Consider the following 16,836-nt stretch of genomic DNA (forward strand, 5'->3'; position numbering starts at 1 on the left):
TCATTGGCTGTAATATTCTTTAGTTTTTCTGAATAACCTTTAATAACGTTTTTCCTTTCTCCTCTTTTCCCTCTGCCCTTCAGGATTGAGACGTTCCTCCCACGTTGACTTCCTATCTTCCCATCTGAACACAATTAACGTCTCAAGGTACTTTCTGCCATTCTTGTCGAAACATTCAATCACTTCAAACCTTCCTTTTCTCTTCCATTTTTCCTTCAGGAGTTCCAACGGAAAAGCTTTTCTTTCGTATATTGCGTCTGCGGACTCCTCTTCCCGTGAATGTGATAAAACAAGTTCATCCCTCTGTTTCTGAAGGGACGATAATCTTTCCTGGAATGGTCTCGCCTCCTCCCTCACCAGAGCAGCAAAAACAGGAGGCATCGGCACCTGAGTAACAGAAATTCCATGTCTCCCTTCATACATCCCTCTGATATGCTTCTCTACCACCGCTTCAAGAGCTATTGAAGGTAATCCCGCTAACGATCTCGTGTAGGCTTTGAGGCCCTTTTCTGTTTGTAACGTATCCTGAATGATCATTCCAAACTCCTTCGTCATCATCCTCAGTTGTTCCGCTATTTCTTCCTCTGTAATCGGGGGGTTCTGGCTTCGAAGCAGGGATATTTGCTGATCCAGCGAAAAGATTTTCTGGCCCGTTTCTGTTGAGCTCGGCAGGTAATGTATCGCCATGGTCTATAACCTTTCCATCTATAACTTTCGCTTTTTCAGCTTTTAATTTTTCGCAATGGTCATCTAAAAAATTCACCCACTTCTGATGCCTCATTCCCGCCGCTGTTCGTGGTGGATCAGTCCCTTGCCTCATCGATACGGAAGAACGTTGATAACCATCCTTGAAGCCCTTGAATCTCTCGTTTTTGATAAACCTGCACATGTGAACAGGACGATATTCAGGGTTATCTTTGCAGTACATCGAGAAATTGGGAATGGAATTTGAAACCTCTATCTTTTCCTCATCATCAAGCTTCTGCCAGGCAGAAAAAGCCTCTTTCTTCGACATGTTTGGGTCTGTTAGGTAATCTTGCCATGCCTCCTCAAAGGCAGCAGTATAAACAAGCTTCTTCTTCGGTTTTTTATGGCCTTTGCCAGCGTTTTGTTGAGGTTCTTCTCGTGAAATTGCCGCTGAAGAAACAACACTTTGCTCAGCGTTTGCTATGCATCTGCTTTCGTTTTGATCAACGCTTGTTGTGGTTTTGATATCAGTGTGATTGTCAAAATCATCAAAATCAGAAACCGACAAATCTGAACGAAGTGAAGATTTATTCTTTTTATTTTGGTTATTGGTTATTGGGTTATGGTTATTGGTTAGGATTGCACTTGCATTGCTTATGCATTTCATGTGCATTGCCGATGGATTTCTCTCGGATTCCATCTCCATTGCTATCAGATTGCAATGGATGCTCCATTGAATTCTGTGCAGAAGATCCTTCCCATCGTGCTTTTGAAGCTTTCGAACGCTTCTCACTATTGGAATGGTATTTCTCTATCTCTTCTTCGCATCTGTCATTGTACCAACCGTCAACCCTCTTCTCAAAAAAATGATAAAGAATAGTCTCAACAATCTGTTTGTACTTTCTTGTCTTGGCTCCTATAAACCAGCATATCTCATTAAAGTCAGAAGGAAGATGGCTTTCCCGAACATAATAAAGATCTATCAATCGTCTGTATATAATGTCTTCTTCAAGAGAAAGATGTCTCGTGCTGGAATGATAATCGCCTACATTAAAAGAGTAATACTTCATGATGATTTCACCACCTCCACAGACTTCTTATCCATCCGCCATATCCTTATTGTTCTGAAGTGTCTTCGTTATCTGGTGCAGGCCCAAAGATGTCGGGGTGTGATATGTTGTCTGGCCAAGGAGTATTTTCAGGCCATCTATCATAAAGCCACCTGAAAGCACTTTCCAGTCTACGTGTGCCAACGTCAGAACCCCTTCTTATGGAGTTAATCCGTTTACCATCATTGAAAATATACGTAGATAAAGTCGTCTCTGATATCCTATATGCAGAGCAATACGTTTCAATCATCTTTAAAAAATTATCTATTAGGTTCATAAAAATATTATGAGGTTTATGTACCGAAATGTCAACGGTTTATGAACCAAGTGACTTTTATTTTTTATACGGTAATAATACCAAGAATGGAGACAAGTTTAACACAAAAAATGTTGGAAGAACTCTTGGAGAGGGTAAAAAAAAGGCTTAATAAACTAAATATAACAGAGCACGCTTTAGAAATACAAGCAAAAGCAAAAGTAGGAACTATAAGAAACTGGCGAAGAGGTGCCTTACCACGTATAGATACTTTATTTACAATAGCTCCAGCTCTTTGTACCACACCAGAATGGTTGGCTTTTGGAGTAGGAGAAGAAGAAACCACAAAAGAGGATTATTTAATTAAAGAGATAACAATGTCTATAAAAGAGCGATGTATACAAGATTTGATCTCTGACATAGTAAACCTAGATGAAGAACAACTTAATTGGATAAAAGGGTCTATAGAATACATGAAAAAAACAAGGAGAATACATTCCCCTCCTTTTACCAGTAAGCAAGATAGTAAAAACGATAAAGTGCTTTGATTTTATGGATGTTTTATAAACAAAACAATAAAAGGCATGATTTATTCCATAACTTGATCTAATTCATTCAAATAATCTAAAAACATTACTTCCAGAAGAAAAATTATCCCCCCCTATTCTATTCATAAAAATTACTTTACTTTTCGGTAATTTTTCCGATACTTAAACTTTAAGTAGTTATTATAAATAATGGCCATGCTTACCAAAAAAGAATTGGAGCTCTGTTAGCCAATAGAAAATATTGCGCAATATGCTAACGACTGCAATCTTATTTTGCTCTATTTTAAAGAAATGGATAATATCATAAAAGAAAAACAACCAAATAGACCGCATCACATAAGGGATTGGGCAGAGCGTAACGGGTACTATTCTCAAGCAGATCTTGCTAATGCATTAAACGCAGATAAAAGTGTTGTTTCACGGTGGTATAAAGATTCTTCTCCAACAATAAAATGGCAAAAAAAATTGGCAGAATTTTTTAAATGTGACAAAGAAGCTCTTTTCAGGCATCCTGACGATGATTGGTTCTCAAATTTTATAGAAGGAAGAACCAAGGAGGAGATAGAGCGCATAAAAACTATGCTGCAAGCTGCCTTCCCCTCCTCGTCTGATCAAATAAAATAATAATTTTTATTTACATTACCTTATTGTATATGCATAGAAAAATATCCAAAAGCTGCCCGTATCATACTGGCAATAAGAGGATCTACGTCTACATATTCCATTTCTTTTATCGCCAATCTGAGAGCATCCAAAGCACTTTGAGCGGTTTTTACTGCAAAAGTCCAACTTTCAAGAACACTGATTTGTTGGCTGATAACATTATTGCTAAAGAATTCACTGTTGTCTGTTTCTATATCCGTGTAATTTAAAAAGTCGCATGCCTCTTCATAAGCTCGAATAGAGCAATATAACGGATCAACCTCCATATCATTATTAACGTTAACAGAAGAATTTATAGAACAATTATCCATGAGTATACACCTACGCTTGTGGTCGTTATATCTACCACCGTGAGCTTTTGTGTGCACAACGATGATGGCGGGAGGCACAAAACCCGTGACCAGCAGTAGGCGCTTAAAACGAGCGGAATTATTCGAGCTCAAGGAGCCTTATTTCTTCGCCCTCCCACCATAAGAGAGGTATGTTTAACGCATAAAAATGCGTCTCTAGAAGAAGCTTTCAGAAGAACTATAATTGTTTTTGTTATTTATATCTTAATTTTTACTTGGCTTAAACTTCAAAATCGGCTTCTCTATATACCTGTATGACAAAAAAGAAACAAAAACAATTATTATAGATGAAAGTAACCAGCACCAAAAAAAGGGGAAATAATGTCCATATATATAATACATAGCTTGCTGTATAGGAAAACCGTATATATATATCCCGTAAGATAAGTCTCCTATCTTCTTACCTATAGATGATAATATAAATGTTTTTTGATTACCAATCAAAATAAATATTAGTGGTAATGCCAAATCTGGCATAATTCCTATATAACCAAATTTCAGGTATAAAAGTATTAATAACAAAGCCATAAAAAACAAAAAATAAAACTTTCGGGAGAAGAAGATATCTTTAGTATGAAATAAAGAGAATCCATAAGCAAACTGAAAGAAAAGCCATTGTTCACGTGAAAAAATGTCAAGTGACATTGGAAACCATATATGAAGAATCAAAGAAATGATAAATATACAAATTATTGCCGATCTTTTTTTAAGAATCCCTAATACCCCTAATATCGCTACAAGAATATAGCATTTAAATTCTGGCGGTATAGTCCATAAACTTGCGTTAATGAATTTAGGGTATGCATTTCTATAAAAAACTCCTGGAAGAGTATTATGAATGTTTAGAACAAGATTTAAAAAATACTTTAAAAAATCAATGTCAGTGAAATATTTCTTTAAAGTATAGTCTGTTAATAAAGGCCCCATCAAAAATGCTGTTGCAAAAATCATAAATGTTAAAGCTGGCCATATCCTCAGTATCCTTTTTATAATAAATCTTATACACGATTGATCATTTTCCCAACTCTGAGCAATAAGAAAACCGCTTACTGAGAAAAAAATTATTACTCCTAAACGGCCAAGTTGTTCGTCTATAAAAGGTAAGCTCTGAGAAAAGCCAAACACTTGGAACTGATGGCTGATAAGGACTATGAATGCAGCAACTAGCCGAACAAAATCGAAGTTATTGTTGAACGATCTATTCTTCATTATAGAAAGCCACGTTTTATGATTCTCATGACACACCTCCCCACTGAAGGAAATATGTTTGGCACTTTAATTGAGAAATCAATACTATAGTTATCTTCTATAATAACCGTAATGATGGCTTGGCGGTCTTCGCCAGTACTCATGTACATATTGTTGATGCCCGTGCACATTGCGATAATACGGTCTTACGTGAACAGTTTTTGCTGGTGAATGATAATATGGCGTCCTGTATGAATAATAATGTCTGCTAACCGTTTCTCAACTGTGGGTATCCCCGTTCTCGTCTTGGTTAATTTCTATAGAAGAACAATATACATTCAACATATTTAAACTTTTAGTTAAAAAAATTTTAAAAGCTGCAAGAATATTATATACATTTTTAACTCGAATCATATATGGGTAGGAATTCAATTAAGGGAGAGTGAAAAATGAAAAGATTTTTAATGCTTTCATTGTTGGCAAGCACTGCAAATTTTGCTTATGCCGCTGACGCCGTGAATAATGTAGATAATATTCCTCATGCTGCGTCACAGCCCACGGGTTCGAATTCTGGTAATTTCTCTTGGGAAGGCGCATACGGCGGTGTTCTAGGTGGTGTTAGCGCAGCAAGATATAAAGACCCAGTCACAAGTACGTCTAATGAGCCAGAGAAATTAAATATCACCAGCCCGGCTATTGGTGGTTTCGCAGGTTTTAATTTCCAACAAGAAAATATTGTTTATGGCGTGGAAGGCGACCTTGGTTATGCTTTTAAAAAGAAAAAACTTAGTTTCACAATAGATGGTAGTCCTACAATAAACGTCAACGCCAAGGGAAGTACAGAACTTTATGGTTCTATAAGAGCCCGCTTAGGATATTCACTTGATAGGGCCCTCGTATATGCTACGGCTGGGTGGTCTTTTAGCAAGGCCAAGTTCACTCAGGACATTAATTCAGTGATCAATAAGAAAACATTCAACGGGCCGACAGTAGGCGTTGGTGTTGATTATGCCATTACCGATAATATTTTTGCCCGCGCAGAATACCGTTTTGCCTCATTCAGGAAGAAAGAAAGTACTAAGGCTCAGCAACAAACACTCCTTGCTGGAATCGGTTACAAATTCTAAAGTTTCGTTCTCCTTATTAACGAACCACAAAGCTGTCATCGTCAGATGACAGTTAGGGGTCTTCCTCTTTACTCTCTTCCCTAACTCCTCCACACTCTCTTTATGAACGCACAGGCCGAAAAGAAAGAATCTCAACCGAAAAATACCCTTGAAACGAGAGTAACAAGGCTGGAAACAGGTTTCGAGTATCTCGCAACAAAGGCTGATATCGCCAGTGTTCGAACCGAGATAGCAAATGTCGAAAACCGTCTGAATGACAAGATACATACTGAGGTATCTGAATTACGAAAATCAGCGGATAGAGATTTTCGTATTCTGTTTGGCGCACTTATCGCTGTTGCCCTCGGTCTGGATGGGGACTCATGGCCAAAGGCTTACATTGGCTGTAACGCGCCCTTCTCAACGCCTCTATAGTAAATTACACGGAAAAGATATTAAAAACTGTAAACTAAAAAGGCCTGCTAGTAACAGACCTTTTTAAAAAAAGTTTTCTCATAATCCTTCATATCCTGACACAAAAGAATCTCTACGTTGCAATAATATTTGACTCGACTATTGCGGGAAAAGATTCTATGAATTAATCCGCTATGGGAGAATTATTACAGGGATATCTACTAGATGATGGATTATAATATCGTTTGCATACATAAGCCTGATAGACATAACGCACATAAACATATAGAATATGTTGGTGTATCTGGAGGGCAACAATTTTCACAAAGTCAAGTCATTTCTTCAATTGAAGAAGGTAAATACCGTTTTTATGTTGATCGAGGAGGATCAAAAACCTGGGTTGAAGTTGTTATATCTAACTATGGACATAAAGCTATAAGGACTCATCCAGACTATAATCTCAGTAATAATCTTCTTAGTCTTCCAGAATGTAAATAAACCAAAATATAATGGCTGCTTTGTTCGTTTTAATGAAGCAGCCATTTTAGAAACTTACCTCACTCTTTCAACATGCGTTATTTTATCTAAAACCCAATTAGATACGGCATCATACACAGCAGCCTCAGATGCCTCTACAATCTCATTCTCTGTCAGTTTTCCTTTATCCAGATATTCAAAAATATCTTCGCTAAGAGAATCGTAAACCAGTTTTTCAAACTCACATCTGGTTTTCTCCTTGCCTCTGCTCTCTGCAATCGAGTGTGTTCCTTCTGTCATAAAATTATCACCCTAAAGTTGATTTTTCCCTGTTCTTTTCCTGTTCTTGCAGGACAATCGTAATTACATATTTACATTCTAAAGTTGTGATTTTCTTGCGTTTATCTACTTCTCGCCTATCAATCATTCTCCTTTAAACTATTCCAAGGTCAACGCTTTCAGAAGTGAGTACAATTGACTTCTCTTCAGGTGGGTTGGCTGTTGTTTCATCGCTCATTGGTTATCTCCTTGTTCGAATTCATGTAGTTCTTTGAGTCTTCCCTCTCCTTCAGTTCATGCAGCGACACGAAATGCGCCGCTGAAACCAAACTCTACGAAATATTTTCGGGGGTGTAAAGGAAAATAGGTACATGTACCCATTTTTATGTTGACACGGTACATATACCTATAATAGATTTACTCCATCACCTGAACGGGTTTTTGTTAATTTTTGCTCTGTTCAGGTGCCCCCCAAGGCACGAAGACCGGAAACATGATCTGCCATGAGAAAAGAAACAGGGAAAGGGACACGGAAATGGCTAAGTTTACAATTCGTAACACAACTCCGCAGGTTCGATAGCGAATATCAGGATATTAGCACAGAAGATTCCTTTTATTCAGACGAACATAGTACTTTTTTTTTCAAATGATTACAGCAAGCTTCTCGGACTTCCTCGTATCCTACGCCAAAATCCACGCCCCTAAAGCCTGTTTAGGCAGGGTGGAAGATGACCTTGGTTATTATGCCCCAGAACAAAATAAGCGATGCTTTCCATGCTGCATGGAAGGAAGAGGAAACAGAAGAAAATGAGGATACACGATATGACCCACGAGAAGAGCATTTTGACCAAAGAGATTATCTTCTGCCCATATAGGCCAGAGATCCTGGGAAGAAACCTTACCTGAACAAGCACAGAAACAGAAGATTAAAAGAAACCGCCAGGAGCGGTAACGGGGGAGGCTCTTTGTTCCTTAATCGGGCCTCCCCTCCAGAAAAAAGGATAACGCCGATGCTTGAGTTCAGCACAAACGGTTTATGGATCAACAACGGCAAGACTTTCATCCACATTGAGCGTGTAAAGGGTAATCGCAATGAATTTTGTCTCTCTGTGATGGATGATGAAACAGGGAGCAAAAGCTGCCTGATGAAAAGGGAACAGCTTTTGGCATTATCAGCCTACGCAGAATACAACGCCAAGGCAGGAAAAGGAGAACAGGAATGAGCAATATCGTCGAACATAATACTGAAACAATGAAAATTATGTCAGCAGGAACTTCTGCAATCAGGACAACGGAAGAACACGAAATGACAAGAGAGCGGAAAGTTTCATCAACAAGGAAATGCAATGAGGCATTGATCATGAACAGGAAGCACGGAAAAACTATCAGTTCATCATCAATCTGGATGTTCAGGAAACAGGCTTTGTTATTCATCCCGATATTCCTGGACGAAATCATTGCCATGCTGGAAAAGGAAATCAAGGCCTTCCTGCAGGAAATAGACGATGTCATCACAAGACCTCAATACCAGATATCAAAAAGAAGCAGCATGAGCCGCGCCCTGATTGTTCTGCATAACACTATGGATCGGCAAAAGGCTATGCACTGGGTCAAAACAGCCCCCTGCCAAAACAAGGATAGAATTCAGAAAACCCTTGCGCAGTCTGCCACAGAACAATCGCATGTGGGCAATGCTCACCGATATCGCCATCATGCAGACAAAACATCATGGGACAAGGCTTGCTCCCGAGGACTGGAAGCTGATCTTCCTTGATGCCCTGCGAAAGGAAATGCGCATTGTTCCCAATCTTGAAGGAAATGGCTTCGTCAATCTTGGGCGTTCTTCCTCAAACCTCACAAAAGAGGAAATGAGCAACATGATTGAGCTTATGCATGAATGGGGAGCACGCAATAAAATCATCTTCCACGATGGAGAAACACTATGACCTCTCCTGCATTCATCAAACAGGCAGATCTGCAAAGAGTGGCGAATGTCGCCAAAAACAATCATGTCATGATCGAAATTATCTCGGGGGGATTGACCTTTCGTGTCTATCCTGAATTCACAATCCCTTCTCCTGAAACAGAAAGGGAAGCGGTAGATCTTTCCTTGTACTAACCATGCCTAAACATCGTTACCCTCATCTCTCACACGAAACAACACGACACGGTAAAAAAGTCTGGTACTTTAAAAAAAATGGTAAACGCATCAGGCTTCCTGATTCATACGGATCGCAAAAGTTCCTTGAAGCCTACAAAAATGCTCTTGCAGGGAATATTCCTGTAAAAAGAAACACTGTAAAACAGGGAACATTGGCGTGGCTGATTCAGGAATATGGGAAAAGCAGCCATTACAGATCTTTAAACATTTCCACAAAAAAGGTTCGCGAAAATATCTATAAAAAAATTATCCAGAATTCAGGAGATATTCCATTCACCCAAATAACCAGAAAACATATTCAGGATACCGTAGATAAAAGAGCAGCAACACCTTTTTCCGCCATTGGTTTTCTAAAGGCAATATCACCAATTTTCAAATGGGCTCTGGAAAACGAATTCATGAGCAAGAATCCTGTTATCGGTATATCTCGCCCCTCTCAAAAAACAGATGGTTTTTATACATGGACAGTTGAAGAAGTGGAGAAATATCGCTCTTTCCATCCTGTGGGAACAAAAGCGAGACTCGCTCTTGAGCTTATGTTGTTTCTCGGGTTGAGAAGATCCGATGTCGTGCGCATTGGGCCACAGCATATGAAGGATGGTGTTCTCTCCATCAAAACACAAAAAACAGGAACATGGGTTTATATCCCTGTCTTTAAACCCTTGCAGGAATGCATAGAAAAAACAGAAACGGGAAATGATACATTCCTGACAACACATAAGGGGACATCTTTTATGTCCTCTTCATCTTTTGGAAACTGGTTTTGTAAAAAATGCAGGCAAGCGGGTTTAGCAGACGAATGTCGAGCTCACGGCTTGCGTAAAGCAGGGGCAACCATTGCTGCAAATGCAGGAGCCAGCACACAGGAACTCATGGCTATGTTCGGATGGTCAAAAATGTCCATGGCAGAAGTCTACACAAAAGCAGCAGACAAAACGAGGTTAGCTTATCAGGCTGCAAAAAAGCTCTCAAAAGGAATTTAGGTGCGACCAGGACACAGAAATTATTCAATAAAATCAATGAGGCGATTTTGGTCGCACCTTGGCTAAAACCCTTGATTTTGCTTAGTAGTATCAATACTGCAGGGGTCGTCACTTATTGTTTATATCCTTGATTCTAGAGTGCAATACTCTATATGCACTTAACATAAAAAATCGTATTATCATGGATTAATACATCAAAAAATATAAATAGCCTTCATTGCTGCTTTGATAACCCTAAAAAACAAGAAAATAAATCTCATTATCAAATGAGCTGTTTTTGATTCTTAAAGAAACACTTTGTCTATTTCTCTTTTCACGAAAACACTTAAATGAATTGCTAAGAAGTTGTTAAAATTAACACACATTAAGATAAATTTTAATATACAAAGCTATAAAAAAGAAGATCTTCTTGACTATATTAATAAAAGATTTATCGTTAACAATTGGTAAAGAGAAAAATCGAAGCGGCAGAAGAAGGCGACCCTGAAATAAGAACCACCTTACAGAATCGCCTTCCTTCTTCGAAGACCAGAGTTAAAAAATACAGTTATTGCCTAAGGCTGATAGTTCCCATGGTTTATTAAGAGAATTATTACAGCATTTGAAAGCAATTAGTACAGTTATTGGTCAATGAAGAACATTTTTTACTCTCAGAGACTTTATTTACTTATTCAAATTTAGTCCCGCTTTTAAATTTCTTCTCAAAGCGGGTATATTTTATATGTCCTTTGAAAATGTCATCTCTATGGCATACGGTTCAATTATGAATGTATTATTTAAAAATCACAAGACATTAAATTATAATCTCATAAGAGATACAATAACTCAACTAACCATTTCATAGCCGTCCTGTTATCTAAAAATAATGAACAAGGTAGAGAAAAACATAAAAATATAAAATTAATGCGTTTAGATCTCTTAATATCCACAGATTACATAAAGAAAACTATTCTATATTCTGGCATAAGTCTTTTAATGATATTAAACTTAAATGTTACATATAATATATATTTATCAAGTTATAATTTCTATAATTTACTTAATGAAGTATATACAATAAAATATTGTTTTTCGTGTTTATAATAAATCCAGAACTGGTTTAGTTTTAATGACTATTAAACAACAAAGCATTGATCTAGTGCTAATCCGTAATCTTGCCAATATACTTAATGAGACGAATTTAACAGAAATTAAAATCGATCATAACGGTATAAGTATATATCTTTCTCGTTCTTCTGCAAAAACATTAACAACCACTCACTACCCTGACCCTGAAAGTTCACCTCCTTTTTCTCCTACAGTAATGCAAACAATTGAACCTGCAAGATTTCCTGTATCTCCTTCTTCAAGCCATCAGGATACACAATTTTCTGTTGCATCTTCAGCTGTTCCTGCAATTAAATCTACAATAAATGATAATACACATATAGTAACTTCCCCAATGGTTGGTACTGCGTACTTATCTCCAGGTCCAGGTGAAAAACCCTTTGTTGAAGCAGGGAATCTTGTTACAGAGGGACAAACTCTTCTAATTATTGAAGCAATGAAAACAATGAATCATATAACAGCACCACGATCTGGAAAAATTATAGAAATTAAAGTCACAGATACGCAATTAGTTGAATATGGTGAACCACTTTTAATGATAGAATAGGTTTCTTCTTATGATTTCTAAAATTCTTATAGCTAATCGTGGAGAAATTGCTTTACGAGTTTTACGTGCTTGTAAAGAGTTAGGAATTCCTACAGTAGCAGTACATTCCACAGCAGATTCTGGAGGAATGCATGTACGTTTGGCTGATGAAAGTGTATGTATAGGACCACCATCTTCAAGAGATAGTTATTTAAATATTCAGCAAATAGTTGCTGCATGTGAAATAACAGGAGCCGATGCAGTACATCCTGGGTATGGTTTTCTTTCAGAAAATTCAAAATTTGCTGAAATTCTGGAAGCACATCATATTACATTTATTGGACCTAGTGCAGAACATATCAGAATTATGGGTGATAAAATTACAGCCAAGAAAACAGCCCAACAACTTGGGATACCTGTTGTTCCTGGTTCAGAGAATAAAGTAAATATTGACAATGCAATACAAATAGCAAAAAAAGTAGGCTTTCCGTTAATAATTAAAGCCTCAGCAGGAGGTGGCGGACGTGGTATGAAAATAGCACGTTCTGAAATAGAACTTATAGATGCTATTAGCAAAGCACGTTCTGAAGCAATTGTTGCGTTTGGAAATGATACTGTTTACATAGAAAAATATCTTGAAAAACCTCGTCATATTGAAGTTCAAATATTTGGTGATGGAAAAGGCAATGCCGTACACTTTGGAGAACGTGACTGTTCATTACAACGTAGACACCAAAAAATATGGGAAGAAGCCAATTGCCCTATACTTGATCATAAAGAACGTACAAAAATAGGAGAAATCTGTACCAATGCGATGAAAGAGATTAAATATCGTGGTGCAGGAACAATAGAATTCCTTTATGAAGAAAATAAATTTTACTTTATTGAAATGAATACACGTCTCCAAGTAGAACACCCAATTACAGAAGCTATTACAGGAGTTGACCTTGTTCATGAACAAATTCGAGTTGCTTCTGGAATGGGACTTTCTGTTAAACAAGATGATATCAACTTTTCTGGACATGCCATTGAATGTCGTATCAATGCTGAAGACCCTAATAATTTTATACCCTCTCCAGGTACAATTACACATTTCCATGCGCCAGGTGGCTTAGGAGTAAGAATTGATTCTGCAGCTTACCAAGGATATAAAATTCCTTCTTACTATGATAGTCTCATTGGTAAATTAATCGTACACGGACGCAATCGGAAAGAATCTATGATGCGATTACGTCGTGCACTAGATGAATTTGTTATTGATGGAATAAAAACAACACTACCACTTTTTCAAGAACTTATTAATAATGACGCTATAAAAGATGGGGATTATAATATTCACTGGCTAGAGGAGTATTTATCCCAAAAGAACTAAACAATTTAATATATGCCAGATTATAGTAATAATAAAATAACTACAGAGTTTTTGCTCTATGCCTATTCCGTAGGTATGTTTCCAATGGCTAAGTCAGCAAATGATCATAATATCTATTGGATAGAGCCTGAAAAACGAGCCATAATACCTTTAGATAATTTTCATATTTCAAGAAGCCTTAAAAAAATTGTCCGCCTTAAATCGTATGACATTCGTGTCGACACTGCTTTTGATCAGGTGATTTCTGGCTGCGCAGAAAATTCAGAAAATCGAAAGACAACCTGGATTAATACGACCATACGTGAACTTTACATCGAATTATTTCATATGGGATATGGCCACAGCATAGAGGCATGGAAAGAAGAAAAATTAATGGGAGGATTATATGGAATATGTTTAAAATCAGCATTCTTTGGAGAAAGTATGTTTTCTCGCAGTAACAATGCATCAAAAGTTTGTCTTACATATTTATTAAATCACCTTAGAACACGTGGATTTGAATTGCTTGATATCCAGTTTATAACTAATCACCTTAAAAATTTTGGAGCTATAGAAATAAATAGACAAGAATACAAAAATATTCTTGAGAAAGCACTCAATAACAAGGAAGTTCTGTTCTAGAAAGCTTTCTCTTTAAAAAATCACTAATCTTTACCTCTTTCTAGCTTTATAACTTTTATTAAAGAAGTCATTGAACTTTAAAATCAACCTATTTGTTAAAATCTAAGTATTACAAGCATCTTTAAGAGTTTTTCCAGCTGTAAATTTTGGAACTTTTCGAGCATTAATATGAACCTCTTGACCTGTTAAAGGATTACGACCTTTAGTTGCAGATCGATTAGAGAGAGAAAAACTACCAAATCCTGTAATTCGAACCCCCTGACCACTCTTAATTTCATTTTTAATAATTTCTAGAATAGCATCTAAAGTAGAAGCAGAATCTGCTTTACTTAAACCTGTTTTTTCAGCAATAGCAGATATAAGCTCACCCTTATTCATGCATTAACTCCTTTCTAAATTACAAAAAAACAACAATTATACTTATAATAAAAAAATGAAATCTCTATGCGATTACTTTAGTGTGTAAAGGATTGATTTGTATCATCAACAACTTCAGAAACTGATAAAGGTAACTCTTCAATTCCATTCCATTCTATAGGCTGCGGCATATGTAATAGAGCATGCTGTAAAACTTCTTCCATAAAAGAAACCGGCACTATTTCCATATTATTCTTAACACTTTCTGGAATATCAACTAAATCTTTGATATTATCTGCAGGAATTAAAACCTTTTTAATACCTGCCCGTAAAGCTGCAAGCAACTTTTCTTTAAGACCGCCTATCGGAAGAATTCGACCTCGTAATGTTACCTCTCCTGTCATAGCAACATCTCTTAAAATAGGTATACGTGTCATAACTGAAACAATAGCCGTTGCCATAGCAATCCCTGCTGAAGGACCATCCTTTGGCGTTGTCCCTTCAGGAACATGAACATGAATATCTATTTTATCAAAAACAGGCGGTTTAATACCAAAATCAACTGCACGTGCCCGAACATAGGATGCTGCCGCAGAAATTGATTCCTTCATAACATCTCTAAGATTGCCTGTAACAGTCATACGACCTTTCCCAGACATCATAACGCCTTCTATAGTTAACAACTCACCTCCCATTTCAGTCCAAGCCAACCCGGTGACTATCCCTACTTGATCAGTTACTTCTACTTCTGTATGTCTGTAACGTGAAACACCTAAATAATCCTGTAAATTATTTAATGTTATTGAAACAGATTTTGTTTTACCTTTAATAACTTCTGTAACAACCTTCCGCGCCAACTTCATTAATTCACGTTCAAAATTACGTACTCCTGCCTCACGTGTAAAAGAACGAATGATTGTTGTCAGCACTTCATCATTGATCAGAAACTCTCCTGATTGAATTGCATTTTCTTCAATAACCTTATCTAAAAGATGCCGCTTTGCAATTTCTAATTTCTCTTCTTCCGTATACCCAGAGATACGAATAATTTCCATACGATCCATTAGTGGAACAGGAATATTAAGTGTATTAGCTGTTGTTATAAACATAACATCAGATAAATCATATTCAACTTCCAAATAATGATCAATAAATGCATAATTTTGAGCAGGATCAAGAACTTCTAACAAGGCGGCAGAAGGATCTCCACGAAAATCTACTCCCATTTTATCTATCTCATCAAGCAAGAAAAGAGGATTGGTCTTTTTTACTTTTCTTAATGATTGGATGACTCTCCCAGGCATTGAACCAATGTAAGTTCTTCGATGCCCACGAATGTCTGCCTCATCATGAACACCCCCAAGAGCCATTCGAACATATTCACGTCCTGTAGCTTTTGCTATAGACTTAGCAAGAGAAGTTTTTCCAACTCCAGGAGGGCCAACAAAACAAAGAATAAGCCCCTTATTTTTTATGACACGTAATTGTACCGCCAAATATTCAATAATACGTTCTTTAACTTTATCAAGACCATAATGGTCCTTATCAAGAATCTCTTTGGCAAGATCAAGATTTTTTTTAGTTTTTGACTTTTTATCCCAAGGTATCCCTAGCAACCAATCAAGATAATTACGAATGACTGTAGCCTCTGCAGACATTGGACTCATTTGACGTAATTTGCGTAGCTCTGCTATAGCCTTCTCACGCGCTTCCTTAGAGAGCCTTGTTTTAGTGATACGCAACTCAAGATCGGTCATTTCATCACGACCATCTTCTCCTTCACCAAGCTCTTTTTGAATAGCCTTTATTTGTTCATTCAAATAATATTCACGTTGAGTCTTTTCCATTTGCCGCTTTACACGCGAACGTATTTTCTTTGCAACCTGTAATATAGAAATCTCACTTTCCATAAAAGCAAGAAGCTTTTCAAGACGTTCCTTAACAGAAGTTGTCTCTAACAACTTTTGTTTTTCAAGTACCTTGATAGATAAATGAGAAGCTATCATGTCAGTTAATTTTGAATAATCTTCAACTTGACTAACAACACTTACAATCTCAGGAGAAATCTTCTTATTTAACTTTATATAATTATCAAATTCTGCTACAACTGAGCGGCTTAAAGCTTCAAGCTCAACAGTATCTTCACTTTCTTCTAATAATACTTCAGCCTTTGCTTCTAAAAAATCTTTTTGTTCTGTACACGAAATAATACGCGCTCGAGAACGCCCTTCTATAAGAACTTTAACTGTTCCATCAGGCAACTTCAGTAACTGTAATACAGTTACAATAGTACCTACATCATAGATAGAAGAAGAATCAGGATTTTCATCGCTTGAATTGATCTGTGTAACAAGCATGATTTGCTTATTCGAATTCATAGCATCATCAAGAGCATTGATAGATCTATCACGTCCTACAAATAATGGAACTATCATATGCGGAAACACTACGATATCACGCAGTGGTAATACGGGATATGATCCTTCGTTCTCAACTGCTGAAGTCTCGTTGTTCATATTTTTTTCTCTTTTCTACTGTCCTACCTTATGTCCTGCCTTAAAATTTTACTTATCATAAGACGATACACATTTATTACCTTAAGTATACATTGGATCTTCTCATATTGAATTTC

General features: G+C 37.0%; 23 protein-coding genes. 14 read left to right on the top strand and 9 right to left on the bottom strand.

Annotated features, from left to right (window positions below; genetic code table 11):
• Positions 1–39: 39 nt before the first annotated feature.
• From B488_RS04280 to B488_RS07105, 4 genes are read right to left on the bottom strand one after another with little or no spacing between them, the layout of a single operon-like run.
• Positions 40–537 (bottom strand): hypothetical protein, encoded by a 498-nt coding sequence (locus tag B488_RS04280; protein ID WP_144049201.1) that lies wholly within the window; start codon positions 535–537, stop codon positions 40–42.
• Positions 452–1,387, bottom strand: a complete 936-nt coding sequence (locus tag B488_RS04285) for a hypothetical protein (protein WP_172792744.1) — start codon at positions 1,385–1,387, stop codon at positions 452–454. The genes B488_RS04280 and B488_RS04285 overlap by 86 nt, the downstream gene beginning before the upstream one ends.
• On the bottom strand, positions 1,314–1,757 hold the full coding sequence (locus B488_RS06895; protein WP_051012123.1) for a YdaU family protein: 444 nt from the start codon (positions 1,755–1,757) through the stop codon (positions 1,314–1,316). Before B488_RS06895 ends, B488_RS04285 begins: the two co-directional genes overlap by 74 nt.
• Positions 1,758–1,803: 46 nt before the next feature.
• Complete coding sequence (locus B488_RS07105; RefSeq protein ID WP_144049202.1) at positions 1,804–2,046, bottom strand: hypothetical protein; 243 nt, start codon at positions 2,044–2,046, stop codon at positions 1,804–1,806.
• A gap of 77 nt (positions 2,047–2,123) precedes the next feature.
• Between B488_RS07105 and B488_RS04300 the strand changes: the two genes are divergently transcribed.
• Both B488_RS04300 and B488_RS04305 read left to right on the top strand, forming a co-directional pair.
• A complete protein-coding gene (locus B488_RS04300; RefSeq protein ID WP_144049203.1) occupies positions 2,124–2,600 on the top strand; it encodes a hypothetical protein in 477 nt (158 codons plus the stop codon).
• A 291-nt stretch (positions 2,601–2,891) separates the two neighbouring features.
• Positions 2,892–3,224 (top strand): helix-turn-helix transcriptional regulator, encoded by a 333-nt coding sequence (locus B488_RS04305; protein ID WP_015273315.1) that lies wholly within the window; start codon positions 2,892–2,894, stop codon positions 3,222–3,224.
• Positions 3,225–3,244: 20 nt separating this feature from the next.
• Here B488_RS04305 and B488_RS04310 read toward each other — a convergent pair whose 3' ends face one another.
• Entirely contained in the window at positions 3,245–3,652 is a 408-nt protein-coding gene (locus tag B488_RS04310; RefSeq protein ID WP_144049204.1) for a hypothetical protein, read from the bottom strand.
• 165 nt (positions 3,653–3,817) lie between these two features.
• The gene (locus B488_RS04315; protein WP_015273317.1) at positions 3,818–4,822 is read right to left on the bottom strand and encodes an acyltransferase family protein; all 1,005 of its coding nucleotides are present in this window, start codon (positions 4,820–4,822) and stop codon (positions 3,818–3,820) included.
• Positions 4,823–5,250: 428 nt separating this feature from the next.
• On the opposite strand from B488_RS04315, the gene B488_RS06900 reads away from it, so the two are divergent.
• From B488_RS06900 to B488_RS04330, 3 genes are all read left to right on the top strand, one after another.
• Positions 5,251–5,928 (top strand): outer membrane protein, encoded by a 678-nt coding sequence (locus B488_RS06900; RefSeq protein ID WP_015273041.1) that lies wholly within the window; start codon positions 5,251–5,253, stop codon positions 5,926–5,928.
• Positions 5,929–6,030: 102 nt separating this feature from the next.
• Positions 6,031–6,342: a hypothetical protein gene (locus tag B488_RS04325; protein ID WP_041770731.1), complete on the top strand. Its 312-nt coding sequence runs from the start codon at positions 6,031–6,033 to the stop codon at positions 6,340–6,342.
• A gap of 204 nt (positions 6,343–6,546) precedes the next feature.
• A complete protein-coding gene (locus tag B488_RS04330; protein ID WP_015273318.1) occupies positions 6,547–6,819 on the top strand; it encodes a DUF3892 domain-containing protein in 273 nt (90 codons plus the stop codon).
• Between the two features lie 54 nt (positions 6,820–6,873).
• Here B488_RS04330 and B488_RS04335 read toward each other — a convergent pair whose 3' ends face one another.
• A complete protein-coding gene (locus B488_RS04335; protein WP_015273319.1) occupies positions 6,874–7,098 on the bottom strand; it encodes a hypothetical protein in 225 nt (74 codons plus the stop codon).
• A 707-nt stretch (positions 7,099–7,805) separates the two neighbouring features.
• Between B488_RS04335 and B488_RS07210 the strand changes: the two genes are divergently transcribed.
• From B488_RS07210 to aat, 9 genes are all read left to right on the top strand, one after another.
• Complete coding sequence (locus B488_RS07210) at positions 7,806–7,952, top strand: hypothetical protein (protein ID WP_015273321.1); 147 nt, start codon at positions 7,806–7,808, stop codon at positions 7,950–7,952.
• Between the two features lie 135 nt (positions 7,953–8,087).
• Complete coding sequence (locus tag B488_RS04340; RefSeq protein ID WP_015273322.1) at positions 8,088–8,300, top strand: hypothetical protein; 213 nt, start codon at positions 8,088–8,090, stop codon at positions 8,298–8,300.
• The gene (locus B488_RS07345) at positions 8,297–8,851 is read left to right on the top strand and encodes a hypothetical protein (protein ID WP_015273323.1); all 555 of its coding nucleotides are present in this window, start codon (positions 8,297–8,299) and stop codon (positions 8,849–8,851) included. The genes B488_RS04340 and B488_RS07345 overlap by 4 nt, the downstream gene beginning before the upstream one ends.
• On the top strand, positions 8,769–9,023 hold the full coding sequence (locus B488_RS04345; protein ID WP_425277619.1) for a recombination protein NinB: 255 nt from the start codon (positions 8,769–8,771) through the stop codon (positions 9,021–9,023). Before B488_RS07345 ends, B488_RS04345 begins: the two co-directional genes overlap by 83 nt.
• Complete coding sequence (locus tag B488_RS07215; protein WP_015273325.1) at positions 9,020–9,196, top strand: hypothetical protein; 177 nt, start codon at positions 9,020–9,022, stop codon at positions 9,194–9,196. Before B488_RS04345 ends, B488_RS07215 begins: the two co-directional genes overlap by 4 nt.
• 2 nt (positions 9,197–9,198) lie before the next feature.
• Complete coding sequence (locus B488_RS04350) at positions 9,199–10,221, top strand: tyrosine-type recombinase/integrase (protein WP_015273326.1); 1,023 nt, start codon at positions 9,199–9,201, stop codon at positions 10,219–10,221.
• A 1,108-nt stretch (positions 10,222–11,329) separates the two neighbouring features.
• The gene (accB, locus tag B488_RS04355) at positions 11,330–11,875 is read left to right on the top strand and encodes an acetyl-CoA carboxylase biotin carboxyl carrier protein (RefSeq protein WP_015273327.1); all 546 of its coding nucleotides are present in this window, start codon (positions 11,330–11,332) and stop codon (positions 11,873–11,875) included.
• Between the two features lie 10 nt (positions 11,876–11,885).
• The gene (accC, locus tag B488_RS04360) at positions 11,886–13,226 is read left to right on the top strand and encodes an acetyl-CoA carboxylase biotin carboxylase subunit (protein WP_015273328.1); all 1,341 of its coding nucleotides are present in this window, start codon (positions 11,886–11,888) and stop codon (positions 13,224–13,226) included.
• Between the two features lie 12 nt (positions 13,227–13,238).
• The gene (aat, locus tag B488_RS04365) at positions 13,239–13,847 is read left to right on the top strand and encodes a leucyl/phenylalanyl-tRNA--protein transferase (protein WP_015273329.1); all 609 of its coding nucleotides are present in this window, start codon (positions 13,239–13,241) and stop codon (positions 13,845–13,847) included.
• A 102-nt stretch (positions 13,848–13,949) separates the two neighbouring features.
• Here the strand turns inward: aat and B488_RS04370 are convergent, their stop codons facing one another.
• Together B488_RS04370 and lon are read right to left on the bottom strand one after the other, a co-directional pair.
• Complete coding sequence (locus B488_RS04370) at positions 13,950–14,225, bottom strand: HU family DNA-binding protein (RefSeq protein WP_015273330.1); 276 nt, start codon at positions 14,223–14,225, stop codon at positions 13,950–13,952.
• 77 nt (positions 14,226–14,302) lie between these two features.
• Entirely contained in the window at positions 14,303–16,720 is a 2,418-nt protein-coding gene (gene lon, locus B488_RS04375; RefSeq protein ID WP_015273331.1) for an endopeptidase La, read from the bottom strand.
• Positions 16,721–16,836 lie beyond the last annotated feature (116 nt).

This window comes from Liberibacter crescens BT-1 (genome assembly GCF_000325745.1).
In the GTDB taxonomy this organism is placed as follows: Bacteria; Pseudomonadota; Alphaproteobacteria; order Rhizobiales; family Rhizobiaceae; genus Liberibacter; species Liberibacter crescens.

What these genes read in the sequence shown, in the direction of transcription:
- B488_RS04280 (WP_144049201.1), bottom strand. Translation starts at nt 537, where the DNA reads ATGATCATTCAGGATACGTTACAAACAGAAAAGGGCCTCAAAGCCTAC.
- B488_RS04285 (WP_172792744.1), bottom strand. Translation starts at nt 1,387, where the DNA reads ATGGAATCCGAGAGAAATCCATCGGCAATGCACATGAAATGCATAAGC.
- B488_RS06895 (WP_051012123.1), bottom strand. Translation starts at nt 1,757, where the DNA reads ATGAAGTATTACTCTTTTAATGTAGGCGATTATCATTCCAGCACGAGA.
- B488_RS07105 (WP_144049202.1), bottom strand. Translation starts at nt 2,046, where the DNA reads ATGATTGAAACGTATTGCTCTGCATATAGGATATCAGAGACGACTTTA.
- B488_RS04305 (WP_015273315.1), top strand. Translation starts at nt 2,892, where the DNA reads ATGGATAATATCATAAAAGAAAAACAACCAAATAGACCGCATCACATA.
- B488_RS04315 (WP_015273317.1), bottom strand. Translation starts at nt 4,822, where the DNA reads ATGAAGAATAGATCGTTCAACAATAACTTCGATTTTGTTCGGCTAGTT.
- B488_RS06900 (WP_015273041.1), top strand. Translation starts at nt 5,251, where the DNA reads ATGAAAAGATTTTTAATGCTTTCATTGTTGGCAAGCACTGCAAATTTT.
- B488_RS04325 (WP_041770731.1), top strand. Translation starts at nt 6,031, where the DNA reads ATGAACGCACAGGCCGAAAAGAAAGAATCTCAACCGAAAAATACCCTT.
- B488_RS04330 (WP_015273318.1), top strand. Translation starts at nt 6,547, where the DNA reads ATGATGGATTATAATATCGTTTGCATACATAAGCCTGATAGACATAAC.
- B488_RS04335 (WP_015273319.1), bottom strand. Translation starts at nt 7,098, where the DNA reads ATGACAGAAGGAACACACTCGATTGCAGAGAGCAGAGGCAAGGAGAAA.
- B488_RS07210 (WP_015273321.1), top strand. Translation starts at nt 7,806, where the DNA reads ATGACCTTGGTTATTATGCCCCAGAACAAAATAAGCGATGCTTTCCAT.
- B488_RS04340 (WP_015273322.1), top strand. Translation starts at nt 8,088, where the DNA reads ATGCTTGAGTTCAGCACAAACGGTTTATGGATCAACAACGGCAAGACT.
- B488_RS07345 (WP_015273323.1), top strand. Translation starts at nt 8,297, where the DNA reads ATGAGCAATATCGTCGAACATAATACTGAAACAATGAAAATTATGTCA.
- B488_RS04345 (WP_425277619.1), top strand. Translation starts at nt 8,769, where the DNA reads ATGCTCACCGATATCGCCATCATGCAGACAAAACATCATGGGACAAGG.
- B488_RS07215 (WP_015273325.1), top strand. Translation starts at nt 9,020, where the DNA reads ATGACCTCTCCTGCATTCATCAAACAGGCAGATCTGCAAAGAGTGGCG.
- B488_RS04350 (WP_015273326.1), top strand. Translation starts at nt 9,199, where the DNA reads ATGCCTAAACATCGTTACCCTCATCTCTCACACGAAACAACACGACAC.
- accB (WP_015273327.1), top strand. Translation starts at nt 11,330, where the DNA reads ATGACTATTAAACAACAAAGCATTGATCTAGTGCTAATCCGTAATCTT.
- accC (WP_015273328.1), top strand. Translation starts at nt 11,886, where the DNA reads ATGATTTCTAAAATTCTTATAGCTAATCGTGGAGAAATTGCTTTACGA.
- aat (WP_015273329.1), top strand. Translation starts at nt 13,239, where the DNA reads ATGCCAGATTATAGTAATAATAAAATAACTACAGAGTTTTTGCTCTAT.
- B488_RS04370 (WP_015273330.1), bottom strand. Translation starts at nt 14,225, where the DNA reads ATGAATAAGGGTGAGCTTATATCTGCTATTGCTGAAAAAACAGGTTTA.
- lon (WP_015273331.1), bottom strand. Translation starts at nt 16,720, where the DNA reads ATGAACAACGAGACTTCAGCAGTTGAGAACGAAGGATCATATCCCGTA.